We start from the raw sequence: 21,645 nt of genomic DNA on the forward strand, positions 1-21,645 counted from the left end.
AGAATGTGTTCGTGCACCTACTCACTTTATGGATTTTCTCTTCGTGTTTGCTGCGGAGAGCAGGAGTTTTCTATGAGCGATTCGCTGCAGCAGGAACTGAAAAAATTTGAACTGCCGACCCGAACGGATTTTCCGTGGGTAGGCAAAGCGATAACGACAATGGGAGTGATACTCTCCCTATTACACATTTGGTTTAACACCTTATCTACTTTGCCAGAGCTTTGGATCTCGGCGACCCACTTTGCTGGCTTTGCGATCATTTGTGCACTTTGGTATCCCGCCCATATCTCGCTGAAAAAGAGCAAGATCGCTCTGGCGGTCGATATCGGAATCGCTTTGGCAGCTCTGGCTTGTCTTATCTACATCCCCTTTGCAGAAGATGCTTTGTATGAGCGAGGCGTGAAGTTTATCGCCAGTGATTGGTTCTTCTCTATCTTGGCGATTGCCATCGTTATTGAGCTGATTCGTCGCACCATGGGCTGGTTTATTCCGGTGCTTATCTTGGTGTGTTTGAGCTATGTGGTGCTGTGGGGACAATGGACCAGCGGCATCTTCCACTTCCCGGGTCTAAGCCTTGAAACACTGCTTTATCGAAGCTTTTACTCATCAGAAGGGATGTTCGGTTCGATCTCTAGAATCAGCTGGACCTTCGTGTTTATGTTCATCTTATTTGGCGCATTCTTAGTGCGTTCGGGTGTCGGTGATTACATCATTGATGTGTCTCGCGCAGCGGCTGGCAAGGTGATTGGTGGCCCCGGCTTCATCGCGGTAATTGGCTCAGGCTTAATGGGCTCGGTGTCCGGTTCGAGCGTAGCAAATACCGTATCGACGGGCGTGATCAGTATTCCTTTGATGCAAAAAGCAGGCTTCCCTTCGCGTTTCGCGGCAGGTGTTGAAGCGGCTGCATCGACGGGCGGGCAGTTGATGCCACCAGTGATGGGTGCGGGGGCGTTTATCATGGCCTCTTACACGCAGATCCCTTATGTCGACATCATTGCGGTTTCCTTCTTACCTGCGCTTATCTACTTTTTGTCTGTGGCATTTTTCGTGCGTATTGAAGCAAAACGCAGTGGCGTGCAAAAAGTCACTTCTGGCTGTGAACCTCTATTGAAGGTATTGCTGTCGGGCTGGCACAATCTGATCCCATTAGCGGTGTTGGTGACTCTGTTGGTGAAGGGCTTCACGCCGACTTACGCAGCGGGTATCTCGATTCTGTCTGTCGTCGTGGCTTCATGGTTCTCTAAAAATCACAAAATGGGTCCAAAGGCGATCATCGAAGCGCTTTCTCAAGGCGCAAAAAACATGGCGACCACGGCGGTGTTGTTGGTAGGCATTGGATTAGTTATCAACGTGATCAGCACGACGGGTATTGGTAACACCTTCTCATTGATGATCAACAGCTGGGCGAACGGTGATTTGTTGGTGATGATAGCCTTAATCGCACTGGCATCTTTGATTCTGGGTATGGGCTTACCGGTAACCGCGGCTTACATCGTGTTGGGTACTCTGTCGGCTCCTGCCTTATACAAACTGATTGCTGAAAGCCAGTTGCTAGACTTGTTGGTTTCGGGTCAGTTACCTGAACAGGCGAAAGCTATCTTCATGTTGGCGGCGCCAGAAAAATTAGATTTACTGAATGCGCCAATGGCACTCGAAACCGCCAAAGAGATGATTGCGTTAGTCCCTGCTGATTTTGTCGAAACTCTGCTTGAGCAAAGCTTGGGCTTAGAAGCGATCAGCCTTGCACTGCTTTCTGCACACTTGATCATTTTCTGGCTATCGCAAGACAGCAACGTAACCCCGCCAGTTTGCTTAACCGCATTTGCTGCCGCGACCATTGCTAAAACGCCACCAATGAGAACCGGTTTAATGGCATGGAAGATAGCAAAAGGCTTGTACTTAGTGCCATTGTTGATTGCCTACACTAACTTGGTAAGTTGGGATGTGACCTCCGTTTTGGTCACGGGTGGTTTTGCTATTATTGGTACTTACGCGTTTGTTGCTGCGATTGAAGGCTATCTAGAAAATAAAATTAATCTGCTGACTCGTGCTGTGTTAATCGTGCTGGGTGTGGCATTGGTTTGGCCTGACATTTCCGTCGTGATTCGCATAGTGTGCGTTGCACTTTTCGTTGGTCTCTTTATTCACACGGCTCGTCAATACGATGCCAATCAAGTGAAAAAGGAACCGGAAGATGAGCAAGAATCGTTGCCTCAAAATGAACCTGACACTGTTGTGTCTTCCCTATAATTAAAAGGATTGAATGTAGGATTATTATGAACTCAACATATGACTATATTATCGTTGGTGGTGGCATTGTTGGCGTGTCGACGGCATGGCAATTACAGCAAGCTCACCCTGATAAAAGTATCCTTTTAGTCGAAAAGGAGCGTGGCTTCGCGCAGCACCAAACTGGCCATAACAGTGGTGTGATTCACGCTGGCGTTTACTACGCTCCAGGCAGCTTAAAGGCGGATTTCTGTAAGCGTGGCGTAGAGCGCACCATCGCCTTTTGCAGCCAACACGATATCCCTGTCGAAAACTGTGGCAAGCTGTTGGTCGCGACCAATGAGCAGGAAGTGGAGCGTATGAACACGCTCTATCAACGTTGTCATGATAACGACATTGATGTCGACCTCTTAGATCAAGCGCAGCTGAAACTAGCCGAGCCAAACATCACGGGCTTGGGCGCGATTTATGTCAAAACCACCAGTATCGTCGACTACAAAAAAGTCACCGAAGTGATGGCTCAAGAGTTTGTTGAAGCGGGTGGTAAGCTCAGTCTAGGCACGGAAGTGATTATGGCGGATGAGCAAGCAGATGAGGTGCAGTTAACGTGCAAAGTCGATGGTCAAACTCTACAATTGAACAGCCGATTCTTGATCACATGTTCAGGTTTGATGGCCGATAGAATGACCAGCATGCTTGGCATTGAAACCGACTTCCAAATCGTCCCTTATCGCGGTGAATATTATCAGTTAGACGCCAAACACAACCAAGTGGTGAATCATCTTATCTATCCTATCCCTGACCCAGAACTGCCTTTCTTGGGCGTGCATTTAACACGCATGATTGATGGCTCCGTAACAGTAGGGCCAAATGCAGTTCAAGGCTGGAAGCGAGAAGGTTATGGCAAGCTTAACTTTAGTTTTAAGGACACTTGGCAGATGCTGAGCTTTGCGGGCTTTTGGAAAGTGACTGCGAATAATCTAAAAACCGGTTTGGTCGAGTTTAAGAATTCGTGGTGGAAGCCGGGCTATCTAAAGCTAGTGAACAAGTACTGCCCGAGCATTACAGTGTCAGATTTCAAACCATACCCAGCAGGCATTCGTGCCCAAGCGGTCCTCAAGGATGGCACCTTAGTTCATGATTTTCTGTTTGCCGAAAGCCCAAGAAGCTTGCATGTATGTAACGCGCCATCGCCGGCAGCGACTTCTGCGATGCCGATTGGCGAATACATTTGTGGCAAGGTGATGAAAAAAACGTCTTAACTGTTAATTGAACTAATGGCTTGTTTGTTCGAACAGGGCTTTTCATAGCAAGTGAAGAACGTAGACAATAAAAATCCGCAAGCTCCAATCTATTTATGATCGTGGGCTTGCGGATTTTTAGTTTTAGCCGTGTTTACTCGGTTTAACTGTTAGTCAATTAACTAATCTTACAGCCAATCAGGGACGAAGTTAGCGACGATGGTGACATCGTTAAAGTTGCGATACCCGCGCACCATGATATTGAATTCCCCCACAGGCATGTCTAATACACACTGTTCGTTGCTGCTGTTCTGGTATGGACGGCAATCGTAGCTCGCTTTCGATACGGTGCCGTTGTGTTTCACGTAAAGGTCGGCATCGCCACTACGAGGGCCTGTTAATGTTACTGTTAATTGACCTGCACTTTCCGTTGTAAATGTGAAGAACTGCTCTTCACCATATCCTGCAGTAAGTCCTTCAACAGGCACGTCATTTTGCAGCTCTTTAGGGCCTGCAACCGGTGAATCAAGGCTGGTTTCGACAAGGTAAGCAATGGCCAGTTTGGCGAACTTGGTCGCGTGTGTCGCTGTAGGATCGGAGTTCTCAAGCGTATCGTGCTGGGTATGAATACTTGGGTTGTAATCATTGAACATGCTCTCGAATGGCATGGAGGCTGGGTAGCCAACATTGTGCCAAGAAGCGTGGTCAGAACAGGCATAGCCACAATCATCGAAACCGTAACTGATCTCACTAGCGTAAGTGTCGATCAGCTCGCTTAAGTAGGCGGTTAAGTTACTGTCGGTATAGTCCGTGATGAAGGTGATATCGTGCGCCGAACCGTTGTAGTTGGTCATGTCTAATTGCAATACCGACACAACGTTGGCTTGTTCATCTCTTAAAGCGTTAGCGACATCTTGAGAACCACGTAGGCCCACTTCTTCTGCCGCATAACCATAGAACTTAATCGTTTTGTCTGGCTGAATGCCACTGGCGATCATCAGGCGAAGCGACTCTGTTACTGTTGCAATGCCAGACGCATCATCATCGGCTCCCGGTGAGATGGTGCCTTCGCTTGTCCAAGATCCAACGGTCGAATCAAGGTGCCCACCAACAACGACGATCTCTTCAGGATATTTAGCGCCAAGCAGTGTCACTTCAACGGATTTTTGCGGATATTCGGCATGCGTGATCTGGCGTGCAGACGCATAAGGCACATCTTTAATTTCCGTCTCCCAACGTTCTAAAAGCCAATCTGAAGCAGCGACACCAGTAGAAGTAGTATAAAAACGGTTGGTGAAGTTGGTTAGATTTTCGATGGTCGTGACCATGTTGTTCGGCTCGACCTGAGCGAGTAGGTCGTTCACCGTATCTTGATGGCTGATCACCGGCTTTTCGAAGCTGCTCATGGTCAGTGGCATAGCTGCCGCTTTGAGTGCGCTTGCTTTGTCTTCGTGCACCATGTAGCCACCACAACGGTGAGTTTCTTCGTGCATGTGGCTGGATAGTTTAGCGAGCTCTTTCTGGTTGATTTTCGCGACGATGGAATGCTTGTTTCCAGTCACGCTTGGGTAAACTGTTGCGCCATGTTGAGTCATTATATGCTGTGCGTCAGCATCGGTGGTAATCCAGACTTCTTCGTTCGCTGGTGGTGTGATACCTAGGGATGCGTAAGCCGAAGTGCTGGTGGTTAAGGCTAAAGAGCCTCCGAGCACAGCCAAAGCTAGCATGCTTTTTTGAATAGCCATTTGTCGTCCTTTTTATAGTGAGTATTGTTGTGTTGATGGGTGTGAATTTTGTTTAGTGCGTGGATGTTTTTGTGTAGATGTTTCATTTTCTGAACAGTTAACCGCGAAAAGGGCCCCTTTCGGAGCCCTGAATTTACTATCGATTATTGTGTTTTAATGAAACGGTAGTGCTTGGTTTCTGAACAGATATCGCTTGAGGTACACACTTGGTACTCAACATCCACTGTGCCGTTGTGACGGAACTTGTCGACGTATGAGTTAAAGTCTGTAGCACCAACATTCTTGCCATTACGCTTAATCACGAAGTAGTCATTGGTGTCGTAATCCCATGCCAGCTTAACGCGAGCTTTGCCATTCGGGTTTTTGTTACCAAACTTCAGTTTTAATGGGAAGCCTTCCGCTGAGTCCCCTTCAATCGTAATCGACTTGCTTGTTGATGTTGCAACGCCTGCATCGTCTGTCACGGTTAGAGTCACCACGTAGTCGCCAGCTTCAGCGTAGGTATAGCGAGTCACTTCACCTGTTTGTGTGTTGCCATCGCCTAGGTTCCATTGGTAAGAAACGATCTGGCCATCGCTGTCCGTACTTGTGCTGCGCAGTTCGACTTCTTTGCCGACAATGGTGTGCTCGAAAGAAGAGACTGGCGGTACGTTAGCATTGCCTGATTCGTACGATGCTTTCAGATTTGCACCTGCGTAATCTGAGTAACCCAGAATGTTCACCGTGTAGCGACCGGCCGTTGGGTTTTCAATCACACACACTTCATCGGTTACACTTTCACTCTTACAGATATTCTCTTGAGAGCTTGGCGCATAATCTAGACCGACATACATATCTGGGTCACCAGTAGAGACAGCAAGATCAATCGTTAGCTTGTCTTGGCCTTCTGGTACTTCGATATCGAAGTAAGTTTTTGAGCCGGTTTCACCAGCAACCGCAGCTTCAACACCGTTTTCAAGGCGTTGATATTCCGGTTCTGGCGGCAGTGGTGGCTCGGCACATGGGGTAACACCCACAAGAGCGAACGCAGAAACAACGTCATCGGCATTGTAGCCAAGGTCGGTTGCCGAGTTTTTCACGCCACAAGCACCTTGCCAGAAGTCACTATTTTCTGACCAGTAGATTTGGTTGGATAGCACGAAAAGCTCGAACGCTTTTTTGGTATCCCAGCCTTGTGTGGTTGCAAGGTGGTAGAAGGCCTTGTTGAACACTCCGGAGCTGTAATGCACGTTCAAGCCATCGTAGTATTCAGATGCGTTGTTGATTGAAGAACCATCTCGTGATGGATCGTCCATGTAACGTAGAGCGCCGTCGCCTTTAAAGATATTACGGCCGACCATCCAGTCGTTAGTGCCTTTCATGTAGTATTCTGCAGCTTCACCTGCCATATCAGAGAAAGCTTCGTTCATACCACCGGATTGGTTCGCGTAAACCAAACCTGAGTTTTGCTCAGTGAAACCGTGGCTCACTTCGTGTGCTGACACATCTAGGCTAACAAGTGGATAGAAGAAGCTTTCACCATCGCCAAAGGTCATTGCCTTGCCATCCCAGAATGCGTTCTCGTAGTTATTTCCGTAGTGAACACGCATCATGAGTTTGAAAGAGAGTGGCGCAGTGTCGAACCAGTTCTTATACATGTCGAATACGATGTTACCGAAGTAGTGCGCATCGTTGAGTGGTGAGAATGCGCCGTTGACTTCTTTGTACTCGTTACGAGGACATTCGTAGCTGTAAGTGGTGTCGCCGTCTGTCGCACCATTTAGGTCAACGGTAACGACATTTTCAGACTCCATCACACACTCTGTGCCAACTTCTTGAACATCAAGGTAGTGGTAATCGGTGCCGTACTCGTACATGCCTGTTTTTTCGTTACCACCTGGGCCTGTACCGATCTGTGCGTGAGCAATACCTTCCCAACGGTCGATGACTTCGCCGGTGTGCGCGTCTAGCATGGTGAATGGTCGAGTCGGCTGTTCGCTGCCTTCGACAAGATAAGAGACAACGTAGACTAGGCGTGTTTTGTCTGCACCTTGTGAGCCAATGCCTTGTTTATCAGCTCCTTGCTTAGATGCGCCCTGATAAATAAACAGCTGATGTTGTACGTTGTCTAAAGATTTGCTGGTTAAGCCCTGAACTTTGAGATCTTTACTCGCAAGCTCAACTGCTTGAGAGCTGTTGAGCGATGGTTTAACAAAAGATCGCTCTAGGGTCGTCGTTTTAAGGTAGTTGCCTTGAACAGACTTAAGTGCGCCACCTTGTACACTTTGGGTGGCATTTAGGTAATGTCCCCATACTGGCGTTCCCCAGATGTTTTGTTGGATCTTAACTTTGTAGATACCACGCTTTTTGAGGTTAACTTCCTTTACCATCTTAAAGCTAGAGGCGTTACTGACGCCTAACTGAGTGTTCAACCCAGAAAAGCTAGTAAAGTTGATCGGTTGATCGATGCTAACTGATTCACTTGCATGTACTGATAAAGACATAGCACTGGCTATAGCAACGGCAACTAAACGCTTTTTCATTTTCATTGTTATTTTCTCTTTCCATGTAAAATCCATGAAAACGTAACAAAATTATCACAACGAATTTACATCATTCGATCTGATTAATTAGTAGCATGGCAATGATCTCTTTTATTCATGAAACTTATATTTCTCGTATTTACAGATAGTTATCGTTTCTGTTTATTTTTGAACGCACTCATAGGTTTTATTTATAAAATCATGACAATTTTATTAGGTGTTGTTTTTTACTGGAAATTAAGATTTTTGGGTAAATTGATCTGTGCCTCAATTAGCGGGCTCTGGGTTGATAGAAGGATCAACGATTTGGAAGTGTCAGTTTGAGCGAAAGACGATTATGCGAATTTAAAGGCAATTTTGATAAGAAATTGACGATTTTTGGGCTTATTTTCTGAATTGTTAGTTACAAGAGAGTTAGCCAAATGGGGCTTTATTTGGCACAGAGCACAAAAACTGCTGGATGAAAAAAGCCAGCGACGGGTCACTGGCTTAGATTAACTTAGTTTGTGCAGGTTACTGATTAAAGGTACGTAACTAATACACTTAGCTATGGTTTGCGACTAAAGCGAATTACTGCTTTTTACCGCCAACTTGAACATATTCAATACCAATAATACGGTTGATAACACCCAAAACAGAGGTCGTATCAGAATTTGTTGATGTAACGGTATCGACGGTTGCGCCTTCAGGAACCAATTCCATTGCACGATCTTGAGTGTTGCCCGGAACTTGGAAGCCTACAATGTTGAAGCTCTCAGCGTGCGCTGTGTAAACTTCTTCATTGTGGTTAATACCTGAACAACCTGCTAGAGAAACAATGCCTAAAACAACTAATAACTTTTTCATAAAAATACCTTAAGAATGATTGGAACCGAGATGGCAAGCCACAAAAGCAGTGTCGTGATTATCAAGATTCAATAAGTTCATGGGAGACAGCATCTCCCGACCGATGTTGAACATTATTCCAGAGGTGTTTTGTAGTTACTGTATGGGTTTGTCAGTTGAATCATTACACAGCTGAATGGTAATGGTGAATACCGCACCCTTTAAGGCTTGGCTCTGACCTACCTCCACGGTAGCGCCGTGTTGAGCACAGATCTTTTCGACGATAGACAGCCCTAAACCATGACCGCTCTTGGCTTTGTTACGCGCTTTGTCGCCAACGTAAAACGGTTCAAACAGGCGAGCTTGATGCTCCTTTGCCACGCCATCACCGTCATCGTGTACCGCGATTTGTAGCTGATCTTGATGCACGGTCGCTGCAATCGACACTTGTGATCGTGCGAATTTCATTGCGTTACGCACTAGGTTATCTAGTGCTCGGTTAAGTAGCGTTTCATCCGCCATTATTGAGCTAGGTTGCTCTGGTAGCGATAGGTCGATGCTGAGCTGAGTGTCTTTGTTCCAACGCGCCATTGCGTGGTCGAGAAAATCTCGAATCTCTAATGGTTTTTGTAAGTTTTCTAGGTCAGTGCTATCGAGTTTGGCGTAATACAATAGCTCATCAACCATTTTTTCCATTTCTTCTGTGTCTTCGACAATACTCTCAATCGTTCTCTCTTGATCTTCGTTTAGCTGGGTGTCTTTGAGCATTTCAGCTTGCCATTGAATACGGAATATTGGCGTGCGCAGTTCATGGGCGACCGCGTTGGTGAGCGAACGATTACTTTCGATTAAGCGGTGAATTCGGTCGGCCATTAGGTTGAAGGATTTGTTCAGTGACCCAATCGCAATGCCGCTTGAAGTCTCGGCTCGCGAAGAGAGATCCCCTTCAGCAAAACGCAGAGTGGCAGATTCAAGCTTTTTAACTCGGCGGAAGATGATTAACAGGTGGCATAAGCCGTACAAGATAAAGCTTGCTAAAAAGAACAACCAAATGAGGTCATCCTCTAGCTCTATCTTTTGCCTAACGAACGCTTCACTGTTGGGTAGGTAGTGATAGGTATCGTCACTGCTGGCTAATCGAAACCATAGGTCACGTTCATCATCGTGAAAGATAAAGGTATTTGGGTTGGTACTGAAAAATTCTGAAACTGGGCCTGGTATTTCATCTTCTGGGCTGAACGTGACCAGTTTATTTCGTGTGGTTTCTACAAACTGGTTTATCGCTTGATGAGCGGCTTCAAGACCTTGATTCTTAGCGATGTTTTCTATCAGTTGCTGGTGGGCCGTCGCTTCGTAATCTTGCAGTACATATTCGTAGTCGGTGTTGAGCTGATAGACACAGATCTCGTAGGCGACAAGGCCGGTCATAAAGCAAACTAATAGCCCTAACAAGGACTCCAAATAGATACGTCGCATAATTGATCTCTTTCATTACGCTCGTATTGAGCGAGGTTAGTGCCAGGCGGTTGAAACAAACAAATAGCCTTTACCGCGAATGGTCTGAATTTTCTCTGCTGGTGCGTGATCGTCGCCAAGAATCTTTCTTAGGCGCACCACTTTGTTATCAATGGTTCGATCAATCCCGTCGTACTCAATCCCGCGCAGTGTTTGCGTCAAATAGTCACGTGATAATGGCGTATCAGGGTTACTCGCTAATAACCAAAGTAGGTCAAATTCACTGTCAGTGAGTGATAAAACGGCACCTGAAAGTTCACACTTCTTATAGGTGTTTTTCAGAACCAGTTGATCGAACTGAAGGTTGTCTGAGTCATCAACTGAAGTGGTATTAGCGTCTTGACGGCGTAATAACGAGCGAACTCTGGCCAGCAGAACTCTTGGTTTGATTGGCTTGGTGACATAGTCATCAGCCCCTGTCTCTAAACCAGCGACGTGATCAAAGTCGTCATCGCTAGCGGTGAGCATCAAGATTTTACCCTTATAGTGTGTACGCGTCTGTCGGCAGATTGTCAGTCCATCGGTTACAGGGAGCATTAAATCCAACAACACGATGTCAGGTTGTTCGGCAAGGATAGTTTTCGCAGCATCACTACCGTCATCTAGCGTGGTGACATCAAAATCCTGCGTGACAAAGTAGTCCTGCAGCATTTTCTGAAGTTTTAAATCGTCTTCCACGATGATCATTTTAGGTTTTGTCATTCCATTATCAGCCTTGTCGTGCGTTTCAATCATTGAGATTACGTGAGGGAGCCTTATCTAGTGGTTAGCTATTGTGGCATCTCCAATTTGCATGCTTTACGTAAAATACCTGACATGAATGATTAAACACTTTCCACGCCAGTTCAATGATGATTTTACATTAATGGGAGAATAAAAAACAATGTTCAAAAAGCCAATACATACTCTTACATTCGCACGACAGATAGATTAACTATTTATCAATAGAATTACCCCATCAAACATTTGGGGAATAATTGTATGAACGACTATCGAAATGCATTACTGGCGTTGCCTTTGGTTCTTTTAGCTGGGTGTAACTCAAGCTCCAACTCAGGTAAAGCGGCGACTAAAGCACAAGTGAAACCTAAGGCAGATTACGTGTTTTCATCAGCTAAGCTTGGCGAGTTGTATCAAGAGCGACAAGAGGTCCAAGAGTCAATGGAGCTGACTTACGATGGTGTGCAGTATGAAACTATTCTGTTTGCGGAAGACATTAGTGATAAGCAAAAAGTGGTTAGGCTTGCGGATAGTTTAGGTCAAAGCGTTGACCTGTATTTTCCTGATGCAGGGTTTGATAGCTGTGGTATCTACACAGAGAGCAAGGGTTTGGACGTGTTTGATTGCAGCTCCGCGTTACGCTCTGTTTCTAATGAGACCACGTTAATCCAAACAACAGCGAACAGTGCAAAAGCCGTTAAGCTTGAATACCACAATGAGTTGTCGCAATACATGACTAGTCTTGGTTCGACGATTTTGAGCAACACTAAAAGTGGGAACAAGGTAACGATAACCACCTCGTTTGCCTTCAACGCTTTTTACCGAGATGTGCTTAAAGAGACTGGCGCTGTTGAGCGCATTAATTCAACTCTGGGTGCATCAACCTATTCTCAGCTTTTTGATATCGTGAAGTTATACCGAGGCAGTGAGATGACATTGAAGTTCACTAACCACATCGGTGGTAGTGCCGACGACGATATCAATATGTACACCGGGCGCATGATTAAGAACAACAAGATGACGACAATCGTGACCCCAACGGGTTCGGTGTTCTCGGGTGGTACGGATCTATTTGCTGCTGGTAATCCACGTATCTTACAGCGCTCTAACACCAAGCAGGCCATTGAATTAAACAAACAAATCGGCGTGCACAGTTGGGGGACGGGCGATAAGACCGCAAAAGATTTCCCGTATACTGAGGAGAGCCACCGTAAGCAAGCGACGTATTTTAAGAAGGTGATGGGAGATACAGGGATTGATTTTTACATCTTCACTTTAGACTCTGCGCCATCTGATGGTGAACACTGGGTGACTAAGACCGATTCAGATAAATACGGCTTCATCACTCGCATTGAGTAGCTTAAGCTCGGATTAAAATTAGAAACGACTTGAAAGGGTTGGTGATGACGTTGTTGTCACCAACCCTTTGAGCATCTGTTGTTTAGTGTACTGGCATATTGAGTCGTCGAGTACCGATGTTCGTTGGTGAACAAATTCTTCATTTAACACTCATGTAACAATTAATTCCCGCAGATCGTGTGATAAGAATGTGTAATCACGGCACTTTTTTGTCGATAGAATTTATTATCCGCAGCCTTACTGGTCGATAGGTTTCTATAATCTAACGATGTAAGGAGCATGTGAATGACTAATAAGGACGATCATTTATGCAGTTACTGGCAGGCACTCTGACACACTATGCTAACCCTCAAGCACGCCCTGAATTGGAATACTCGAGTGAGCAGCGTGACATTTTAAGTGTCGCGAACTCTCAACAGGCGATTAAAGATATCTCTCAATGGCCAGGCTACTCTGTTACTCCTCTACACGAGCTGAATGCAATCTCTGCTGAGATCGGTGTAAACAAGTTTTGGTACAAAGATGAATCGCAGCGTTTTGGCCTGAAGAGTTTTAAAGCACTGGGCGGCGCGTATGCCGTTGCTCGTCAGCTTCAGATTGAAATCGCCAATCGCTATGGGAAGAACCCGACCATCAGTGAGCTGCTCAACGGGGAATGGAAATCAGAAGTTGCTGAAATCGTTGTCAGCTGTGCAACTGACGGAAATCATGGTCGCTCCGTCGCATGGGGCGCACAAATGTTTGGTTGTGGTTGTGTTATCTACATTCACCGTGACGTCTCGGAAGGCCGCAAGCAAGCGATGGAAGCGTTCGGTGCAGAAGTAGTACGCATTACTGGTAACTACGATGAATCCGTTCGTTTGGCCGACTCAGAAGCTAAAGCGCAAAATCGTGTGATTGTTTCGGACACCTCTTACGAAGGCTATATGGAAATCCCTAAAGACGTTGCTTTAGGTTACACCGTGATGTTGGCAGAAATTGTTGAGCAATTGGATGGCGAGATTCCAACCCATGTCTTTGTGCAAGGGGGAGTGGGTGGTTTGGCATCCGCTGTCTGTGGTTACTTCTGGGATTTGTGGGGCGTCGATCGTCCACGTTTTGTAATCGTAGAACCTGAACAGGCTAACTGCTTACAGAAGAGTGCTCAAGCTGGAAAACCTATCGTGGTTACGGGCGACTTAGAGACGCTGATGGCTGGTTTGGCATGTGGTGAGGTTTCAAGCTTGGCGTGGACGATTCTACAAAATGGCGCGGATGACTTTATGACGTTGAGCGAAGAAGCTATTCCGCAAGCGATGCGCATGTTGGCAAGTGGCGAAAAAACGGAAGTAGCGATAGAGGGCGGGGAATCTGCAGTCCCAGGTTTTGCCGCAGCGATCATCGCCAAGCAAGATCCGAACTTCGCTGAAAAATTGAATTTGACTCAAGACAGTCGAGTGTTGGTTATTGGTACTGAAGGGGCAACCGACCCCGATCTCTACCAACAGATCATCGACAATAAAATCTAATAGCGAAAAGTACATAGCTAGCAGCTAGCAGTTAATAGCTAATCGCGAACAACGAATAATAAAGTAAGCCCCAAGGTTGGCGGTATGTAAGGTTTCTTCATACCGTCTTTTTTTCCTCTCTTTTCTGACTTCATTTCACGACACGCCTTGCTTTCTAATTGCACTGGTCATCAATCGATCTGGTCATCAATCGCGCTGCTCATCAATTGGAATCGTCAGCCCCACCTTGACGTTATCCATCACCACATTGGTTTGAAAGCTCTTGATATTGGCATTGTCGAAGAAGGCTTCACGAGTAAAGTTGTCGTAACCCTCCATATCCGCTGCCGTAACAATCATGATGAAATCTGAACTACCGGTCACGTAATAGCATTGCTGTACTGAGCGGTTCGAGCTCATCTCTTTTTTGAAGTTGTGCATTAAATCCACACGCTCACGTTCTAGCGTTACCTGAACGATAAACGTCATTCCGTGGCCGACTGCCTTTGGGTTGATAACAGAGACATCAGCTTGAATGACACCTTGCGCTCTCATGCGTTTTAAACGGCGCTGAACAGCAGCTGGAGAGAGTCCGACCTTTTCTGCAATCTTGTCTGAGGTAGCTCTGTTTGAGTCTTGTACGATGTTGAGGATCTTCTTGTCGAAACTGTCGACCACCAATGCAGGTTGCTGTGTCATACCCATACTTCCCAATATCTGTTTGTAAATTAATTGTTTCTTTTGAACCAGTGTGTGATCGAGTTAAAGGTATTTAGCCTTAACATTTAGACCTCAATGAGCGAGAACAAAAAACCACTATAACGCAGAAAAAATGCGGAATTTCTGCACAACAAGGTAATCATTTAATGATAATCCTTAAAGTTATCGGTGCATTATTAATCTTGTGAACGAAATGTAAAGATCAAATCGACAGAGTTTGAGAATTATATGAAACATGTTGTTAACATCCTTTGGGCGATGTTAACTCTCGCTCAAGGAGTTGGAAAGTATGAAATCTGCAACCGCTACTTTACAGTTTGAATTAGAAAAATTGGCACCAGCAGGACGCGTCGGTGTGATTGCGTTAGCGACAGATTTCAATATTGAGCGTGATTTAAACGCCCTGTATCCAAACGATGTGCAATCGTTCACCAGCCGCCTAAGAAACTACAATCCATTGACGATAGAAAACCTGCGTAAGATGGAACCGGGAATCGCCGCTTGTGCCGATACCATCCTACCGGGCACCGAATTGGATGTGGTGATTTACGCTTGCACCTCCGGCACCATAGCGATTGGAAGCGAGCGAATTACCCAGCTCATTCATCAGTCTCGCCCAAACGCTGCGGTTACGAATCCGGTGACTGCTGCCTTATCGGCTTTCGACAGCTTTAAAGCGAAGCGTATCTCTGTATTAACGCCTTATACCGAAGCCGTAAATAAAGATGTCGCGGCATTTTTTGAATCACAAGGCATTGAAGTGTTGAGCATCGCAGGCTTTGGTTTTGAAGATGACACCGCAATGACGTTCATTTCTCCAATGGACATCAAACAAGCCGCGATACAAGTCTGTGACCCTGAAGCGGATCTTCTGTTTATCTCTTGCACTGCGTTGCGAGCAGCATCGGTGATTGAATCCATTGAAGTGGCATTAGATAAGCCCGTTGTCAGCAGCAATCAGGTGTTGGCTTGGCACTCGCTTCAGTTGATGAACTACTCCATACCCATTAAAGGGTTTGGTGCGCTGCTGCTAGAGCACCATCTCCAACCATCCTCAGATAATTGCCGAAGGTCGCAGTCGTTGTAACGACCTTCGATTAAAGCTGCTCGCTTTGCGTTTAACTTCAGCAGCCAAGCTAACTCTACATTTAACGTTAATACAAAGAATTACACTTTGGGATCACTACTATGCCGTCTACTTTCTCGATTAAACCAGACCAACTGTCTTCGCAGCTTATTCAAAGCATGACGGAGTGGCGTCAACACTTACACCGTTTCCCTGAGTGTGGCTTTGACGTCAACCTCACCTCTGATTTCATCGCCAGTAAGCTTGAGAGCTTTGGCATCGAAGTGGTGCGTAACATCGGCAAAACAGGATTAGTAGGAATACTTCGTTCAGGATCAAGTGAAGCGAGTATTGGCCTAAGAGCTGATATGGACGCTCTGCATATTCATGAGCAAAACAGCTTCGCACACTGTTCACAACATGATGGGAAGATGCACGCTTGTGGCCACGATGGGCACTCTGCAATGCTGCTTGGCGCGGCAAGTTATTTAGCCGAAAACTTATTGGCCCAAAACCTATTAGCCCCAAACCTATTATCAGGTAACCCGACCTTCGATGGCACGGTGTATTTCATTTTTCAACCCGATGAAGAGCACGGTTGTGGCGCGCAAGCGATGATTGATGATGGCTTGTTTGAACGATTCTCGATTGATGAGGTGTATGGGGTTCACAACTTCCCCGGTCTAGCGGAAGGTGAATTGATGGTTCGCCCCGGATCATTAATGGCCAGTGAGAGTAGCTTTGAGATCACCATCAATGGTGTGGGTGGACATGCTGCTCTGCCGCATCAAGGGGTCGATCCTCTCGTCGTTGGCTCGCAAGTCATTCTTGGTCTGCAAACCATCGTGTCTCGTAATCTTAGTGCGATTCACGACACGGCTGTAGTCTCTGCCACCGAATTTATTACCGATGGCACGGTCAACGTGATTCCTACTCAAGTGGTCATTAAAGGTGACTGTCGCTGCTTCACTGAATCTTCTCTCGATCGAATCAAGCAAAGCATGGAGCGAATTGTGGCGGGCATTTGTCAGGCAGCTGGTGCGACTTACGAATTCGAGTTTATCAATACCTTCTACCCAACCATCAACAGCGAGCAACAAACCCAATACTCGGTAGCTGCCGCGCAGAAGGTGCTTGGTGTAGAGAACGTTAATGATGCCTGCGACCCACTAACAATTTCTGAAGATTTTTCAAGCATGTTGCGTGTTAAACCGGGCTGTTATGTGCTGTTGGGTAATGGCACGGAATCGGTCGGTGGTTGCGCATTGCATAACCCTAAATACGATTTTAATGACGGCATCTTAAAGCTCGGTGCGAGCTACTGGATTCAGTTGGTGAACGATCGTTTAGCACGATCAATTTAGACATACTTATTTAGAAGCAGCTCAATGAGAAGTAACAACTCAATTAGAAGCAATAACTTAATTAGAAGTAACAAGTACAGAAATAGATTCAGCAGTGACGTATTGGCACTGCAAGATGGCTGACTTTAAACGGAGTTTATTGTCGACACAGCCAAAACTGAAGCGCGTGAAGTGACCAAGGTCATCAGCGAGTAATTAGGATAATAAAAGGAAAGACAGGATGAAACGATTAGGCGTAGCACTGCTAAGTTTGAGCATGGTTTTTGGCGTTCATGCCGAAACATGGAAGTTTGCTTCAGAAGAGGACAAAACAGACGTTCAAGACATCTATGCGCAAAAATTTGCGGAAGTGATTAAGAAGGAATCTGATGGCGACATCCGTGTTCGCATCTATTACTACGGTCAACTGGGTACAGAAAACGACATCGTAGAGCTGGCTGCTAAGGGTACGATTCAATTTGTGTCGGTAGGCGCGGGTCACTTAGGGTCTTACGTACCTGAAGTTCAAGCGGTGAGCTTACCGTATGTTCTTGGTACTAACGAAGCGATCACGCATAAGGTCTTAACGGAAAGTCCAACTATCTACAACAAGCTGGCACCTAAGTTTGAGAGCGTAAACTTAAAGCTGTTGTCGATGATGTCTGAAGGTGAAATGGTTTGGGGCGGCAATAAACCTATCCGTACACCTGAAGATTTTGCGAACCAGAAAATCCGTACTTTCACTTCAACCATTCCTGTTGAAACCTACAAAGCGTTTGGTGCAACACCTACTCCTCTTTCTTGGGGTGAAGTGTACGGTTCACTGCAACTTAAGACCATCGATAGCATGGTTAACCCGATTTACTTCATCTACAACGCGAAGTGGCATGAGGTTCAAGACTACCTAATGTTCCCAGGTCAGCAACCCTATGTGAGCACCGTTTCGACCAATAGCAAGTGGTACAACGGCCTGTCGAAAGAGAAGCAAGCGATGGTCGACAAAGCAATTACAGCGGCAGACCAAGCGGCTTACGACTATCAGGTACGCATCAACAAAGAGAACATGGACAAGATCTTAAAAGAGCGTCCAGACATGCAAGTGGTTGTGTTAACTGAGGAAGAGCGTGAACGCTTCAAGGTCCTCAGTCAAAAGCTGCACACGACTTACTATGACGTGGTAGCAAATGCCTACCCTGCCGGTGAGCAAAGTGAAGCGCGTGAGGGTGCGAAAACCATTCTCGAAGAAATCCTAGATGAAGTGAAGGCTGCTTCAGCGACGCAATAGAAAGCGTTGTCAGGATTAATGCTATCCGCTGTTTATTGGCAGCGGTTAGCTTATCCCCACCTTCTCCAAATTGTGGCAATGGACCCCTGTCACTGAACGAAGTATGGAGCACTGCCTGTTATGAAAGAACTGCTACATAAAATAAGCGTCGCGACAGAAAAGCTAGAACGCTTTTTGATCACAACCGCTATTCTCGCGATGATGATCAACTCCACCGCCAATGCGATTGGGCGATATGCCTTCAATAAAAGCCTGTTCTTCTCAGAAGAGCTTAATCAATTCCTTATTGTCTCAGTGACCTTTATTGGCTTCGCCTATGCCGTCCGCCAAGGTCGAAATATCCGCATGACTGCGGTGTACGATTCACTGAGTTTCAAAGCCCAGAAGGTGCTCACCACCGTGATTGCATTGTTGACTGGGATGTTGATGTTTTACCTCGCTTATCACGCCTTCCTGTATGTCCAAGAGTTGAAGTCAATCAACCGACTTAGCCCAGCGCTGCAGTTTCCGGTGTATTGGGTCTACTCCATTATTCCAATCGGCTTTGCCATAGCAGGGCTGCAATACAGCATGAGTTTTTTGATGAACTTGCTGCATAAAGAAATCTACGTGTCATTCGATGTCATAGAGATTAAAAATAACAATGTGGGTGAATTCGAATGAGTGATATTGCACAATTTTTCTCGGACATTATTGCCGGCGAACTCGATATTTATGTCATCACTTTTACTTTGGTCTCTGTGATGGTGATTCTGCTCTTTTTGAGCTTCCCAATGATTGTACCGTTAGCGGTTGGCGCGTTAATTGGCTTGATTCATTTCTCTCAGGTTGAGCCGGGAGTGCTGATTCAGCAGATGGTGACAGGCATTTCGCCGAACGCCTTGATTGCGGTTCCTATGTTCATTTTGGCTGCGGATATTATGACACGCGGCCACACGGCCTATAACTTGCTGGGTTTGATTCAAGCGTTTGTAGGTCATTTGCGTGGCGGGTTGCCGATTACGACCTGTATTAGCTGTACCTTATTTGGATCGGTTTCTGGATCGACTCAGGCGACCGTGGTGTCGGTTGGCCAAATCATGCGCCCGAAGTTGCTGCAAGCAGGGTACAAAGACAGCTTTGTGATGGCGCTGATCATCAATGCCAGCGACATCGCGTTCCTTATTCCGCCAAGTATTGGTTTGATTCTTTATGGCACCTTAGCCAACGCCAGTGTGGGAGAATTGTTCATTGCTGGTATTGGCCCAGGTTTAGTGCTCGCGAGCCTGTTCTCGTTATACAGCTATGCCTACAGCGTCAAACACAGCGATACCATCACTTTGGTTGAAAAAGCCAACACCGCAGAACGCATTGAAGCGATCAAGAAAGCGATTCTTCCTCTCGGTTTCCCTGCTTTAATTATCGGCGGTATCTACTCTGGGGTCGTGACGCCAACAGAAGCCGCTTCGTTTGCGGTGCTGTATGCGATCATTGTCGAGTGTATTTTCTATCGTAAGCTTGGCGTGAAAGACATCTGCGATGCGGCGTTGAATACCGGCTTGATCACCGCGGTTGTATTTGTGCTGGTGGGTGTTGGTCAGGCTTTTTCTTGGTACATCTCTTTCGAACAAATCCCTCAAGAACTGTTAGCACCTTTGGACTTAGAGAGTGCCTCTCCAGAGTACATCTTGTTTGTCATCGCACTGACTTTCTTTGTCGGCTGTATGTTTGTGGATTCGTTAGTGGTTTTGCTGATCTTGACGCCGATTTTCATGCCGATTGTTGATGCAGCAGGCATCGACCCGATATTGGTGGGTGTGATGGTGACATTGCAAATGGCCATTGGCTCAGCGACGCCACCTTTTGGGTGCGACATCTTTACTGCTATCGCCATCTTTGAAAAGCCTTATATGGAAGTGATTCGCGGGACGCTGCCGTTCTTCCTGATCTTGGTGTTGATGTCTGCGTTGCTGATTTTCTTCCCAAGCATCGCTCTGTTACCAAGAGACATCTTATTCAATTAACCCGTCGAGTTACCCTTATTCAATCAAGGATAGAGATATGAGTATATTGCCGTTAACACCTCCGCAGAGAGGGTTTGAATCAGCAGAACTAGAGCAACGTACTGTCGAGTTGCAACAACGTCTTCGCGCGCAAAACATCGATGCTGCGTTTTTCACGACCGAGCCTGAATTCCGTTATTTCAGTGGCTTTAAATCGCAGTTTTGGGAAAGCCCAACGCGTCCGTGGTTTTTGGTGGTGCCAGCGGTTGGTAAGCCCATAGCGGTAGTACCAGAGATCGGTGTGGCTGGTTTCGACGATACATGGATTGAAGATGTGCGCAGTTGGCCGTCACCAAGGCCAGAAGATGACGGTATCTCTTTGTTAGCTTCTACGCTATCTGAAGTCTCCAAAGGTTCTCGCAGAATCGGTTCGATGATTGGCCCGGAAACACACCTACGTATGCCTGCCACTAACTATGCGTTGTTACAGCAGAAGTTGAGCCAACATAGTGTGGTTGATGTGTCATTCATGGTTCGCGATCTGCGCAGTGTTAAGTCTCAAGCGGAGATCGATAAAGTACGCTTCGCTTGCCAAGTGACAGCGGCGGGCTTTGAGTATCTTCGTCATAACCTCGCGATAGGGATGACGGAACGACAGGCGTGTAAAGCCATGCATTTGGAGATGCTGCGTTTGGGCGCCGATGCGTGTCCTTATCTGATTTCGGCATCCGGCCAAGGTGGCTATGACAACATCATCATGGGGCCAACGGATCGTATGCTCTCTGAAGGAGATGTACTGATCATCGATACGGGGGCTAACTTTGATGGCTATTTCAGTGATTTTGACCGGAACTATGCGTTTGGGCATGCGCAGCCAGATACGATAGCGGCTTATGACGCAGTATATCAATCGACAGAAGCGGGGCTCGCGATGGCAGAGCCGGGACGAACAACCGGAGACGTGTGGCAAGCCATGTGGTCGGTGCTCGAAAAGAACGGCGCGCTTGGCAACGATGTGGGTCGTATGGGGCATGGATTAGGCATGCAGCTAACAGAGTGGCCATCACATGTACCAAATGGTGACGTGATATTAAAACCCGGCATGGTGTTAACGTTAGAGCCCGGTATGGCGTTTGCGAAAAACCGCATGATGGTACACGAGGAAAACATCGTCATCACCGAATCTGGCTGCGAAATGCTGCATCAAAGATCTTGGCAGTCGATGCCGATTATTGGCTAATTGCGTTTAGAATCTAATCATAATGTTGAATCCTGGTAGAGGAGGGCGTTCAAGCACTTTGTTGGACGCTCGGTTTTCTTTTTCACTTCGCCATACCTCGTCATCTTTTACACTTAAATACCTCCAATTTCCGAATTCCTCTTTGTTTCAAGAATCTCTCTTTCTGTTCAAATATTGTCCTTGTTGAGCAAAAACATTTGACCAATAACTATCACACCTCAAATCTTTAATTGTTTTCGTTAGTGCTCTAAATGATATTTAATTTATTGTTTTGTAATGATTTTTGTTGTTTTGAATGCTGTATTGTTACGAGTTTGTTTTAAATAATCATTTGAACCCTAACTAAATTTCTGTCATTTTATATTT

The 21,645-nt window shown here is 46.2% G+C and carries 16 protein-coding genes; 10 read left to right on the forward strand and 6 right to left on the reverse strand.

Features of this window, described 5'->3' with window-relative positions; all coding sequences use genetic code 11:
• Window positions 1-72: 72 nt before the first annotated feature.
• Complete coding sequence (locus M4S28_RS18970) at window positions 73-2,250, forward strand: TRAP transporter permease (RefSeq protein WP_249633503.1); 2,178 nt, start codon at window positions 73-75, stop codon at window positions 2,248-2,250.
• Window positions 2,251-2,276: 26 nt separating this feature from the next.
• A complete protein-coding gene (gene lhgD, locus M4S28_RS18975; RefSeq protein ID WP_249633504.1) occupies window positions 2,277-3,491 on the forward strand; it encodes an L-2-hydroxyglutarate dehydrogenase in 1,215 nt (404 codons plus the stop codon).
• Window positions 3,492-3,658: 167 nt separating this feature from the next.
• Here lhgD and M4S28_RS18980 read toward each other — a convergent pair whose 3' ends face one another.
• The 5 genes from M4S28_RS18980 to M4S28_RS19000 all read right to left on the reverse strand — a co-directional run bounded on the left by M4S28_RS18980 (window position 3,659) and on the right by M4S28_RS19000 (window position 10,779).
• Complete coding sequence (locus tag M4S28_RS18980) at window positions 3,659-5,215, reverse strand: M28 family metallopeptidase (RefSeq protein WP_249633505.1); 1,557 nt, start codon at window positions 5,213-5,215, stop codon at window positions 3,659-3,661.
• Window positions 5,216-5,358: 143 nt separating this feature from the next.
• Window positions 5,359-7,743 carry a M4 family metallopeptidase gene (locus M4S28_RS18985; protein WP_249633506.1) on the reverse strand — a complete coding sequence of 795 codons (2,385 nt, stop codon included), beginning with the start codon at window positions 7,741-7,743 and terminating at the stop codon, window positions 5,359-5,361.
• A gap of 564 nt (window positions 7,744-8,307) precedes the next feature.
• The gene (locus M4S28_RS18990; protein ID WP_004732471.1) at window positions 8,308-8,583 is read right to left on the reverse strand and encodes a hypothetical protein; all 276 of its coding nucleotides are present in this window, start codon (window positions 8,581-8,583) and stop codon (window positions 8,308-8,310) included.
• 135 nt (window positions 8,584-8,718) lie between these two features.
• Entirely contained in the window at window positions 8,719-10,038 is a 1,320-nt protein-coding gene (locus tag M4S28_RS18995; RefSeq protein ID WP_249633507.1) for a sensor histidine kinase, read from the reverse strand.
• Window positions 10,039-10,074: 36 nt separating this feature from the next.
• Window positions 10,075-10,779: a response regulator gene (locus M4S28_RS19000; RefSeq protein WP_026012327.1), complete on the reverse strand. Its 705-nt coding sequence runs from the start codon at window positions 10,777-10,779 to the stop codon at window positions 10,075-10,077.
• 279 nt (window positions 10,780-11,058) lie between these two features.
• Here M4S28_RS19000 and M4S28_RS19005 point away from each other — a divergent pair, with 279 nt between their 5' ends.
• Both M4S28_RS19005 and M4S28_RS19010 read left to right on the forward strand, forming a co-directional pair.
• Window positions 11,059-12,156 carry an alpha/beta hydrolase gene (locus M4S28_RS19005; RefSeq protein WP_102562648.1) on the forward strand — a complete coding sequence of 366 codons (1,098 nt, stop codon included), beginning with the start codon at window positions 11,059-11,061 and terminating at the stop codon, window positions 12,154-12,156.
• Window positions 12,157-12,464: 308 nt separating this feature from the next.
• Entirely contained in the window at window positions 12,465-13,664 is a 1,200-nt protein-coding gene (locus M4S28_RS19010) for a diaminopropionate ammonia-lyase (RefSeq protein WP_249633508.1), read from the forward strand.
• A 186-nt stretch (window positions 13,665-13,850) separates the two neighbouring features.
• Here the strand turns inward: M4S28_RS19010 and M4S28_RS19015 are convergent, their stop codons facing one another.
• A complete protein-coding gene (locus tag M4S28_RS19015) occupies window positions 13,851-14,342 on the reverse strand; it encodes an Lrp/AsnC family transcriptional regulator (RefSeq protein WP_004732456.1) in 492 nt (163 codons plus the stop codon).
• Window positions 14,343-14,652: 310 nt separating this feature from the next.
• Between M4S28_RS19015 and M4S28_RS19020 the strand changes: the two genes are divergently transcribed.
• From M4S28_RS19020 to M4S28_RS19045, 6 genes are all read left to right on the forward strand, one after another.
• The gene (locus M4S28_RS19020; protein WP_249633509.1) at window positions 14,653-15,450 is read left to right on the forward strand and encodes a maleate cis-trans isomerase family protein; all 798 of its coding nucleotides are present in this window, start codon (window positions 14,653-14,655) and stop codon (window positions 15,448-15,450) included.
• 101 nt (window positions 15,451-15,551) lie between these two features.
• Entirely contained in the window at window positions 15,552-16,793 is a 1,242-nt protein-coding gene (locus M4S28_RS19025; protein WP_249633510.1) for a M20 aminoacylase family protein, read from the forward strand.
• A gap of 220 nt (window positions 16,794-17,013) precedes the next feature.
• Window positions 17,014-18,057: a TRAP transporter substrate-binding protein gene (locus M4S28_RS19030; RefSeq protein WP_004732448.1), complete on the forward strand. Its 1,044-nt coding sequence runs from the start codon at window positions 17,014-17,016 to the stop codon at window positions 18,055-18,057.
• A 120-nt stretch (window positions 18,058-18,177) separates the two neighbouring features.
• Window positions 18,178-18,720: a TRAP transporter small permease gene (locus M4S28_RS19035; protein WP_249633511.1), complete on the forward strand. Its 543-nt coding sequence runs from the start codon at window positions 18,178-18,180 to the stop codon at window positions 18,718-18,720.
• Window positions 18,717-20,060: a TRAP transporter large permease gene (locus tag M4S28_RS19040; protein ID WP_061021025.1), complete on the forward strand. Its 1,344-nt coding sequence runs from the start codon at window positions 18,717-18,719 to the stop codon at window positions 20,058-20,060. The genes M4S28_RS19035 and M4S28_RS19040 overlap by 4 nt, the downstream gene beginning before the upstream one ends.
• A gap of 37 nt (window positions 20,061-20,097) precedes the next feature.
• Window positions 20,098-21,279: a M24 family metallopeptidase gene (locus tag M4S28_RS19045; protein WP_102572379.1), complete on the forward strand. Its 1,182-nt coding sequence runs from the start codon at window positions 20,098-20,100 to the stop codon at window positions 21,277-21,279.
• Window positions 21,280-21,645 lie beyond the last annotated feature (366 nt).

The sequence above is a fragment of the Vibrio sp. J383 genome (assembly GCF_023503985.1).
Taxonomy (GTDB): Bacteria; Pseudomonadota; Gammaproteobacteria; order Enterobacterales; family Vibrionaceae; genus Vibrio; species Vibrio splendidus.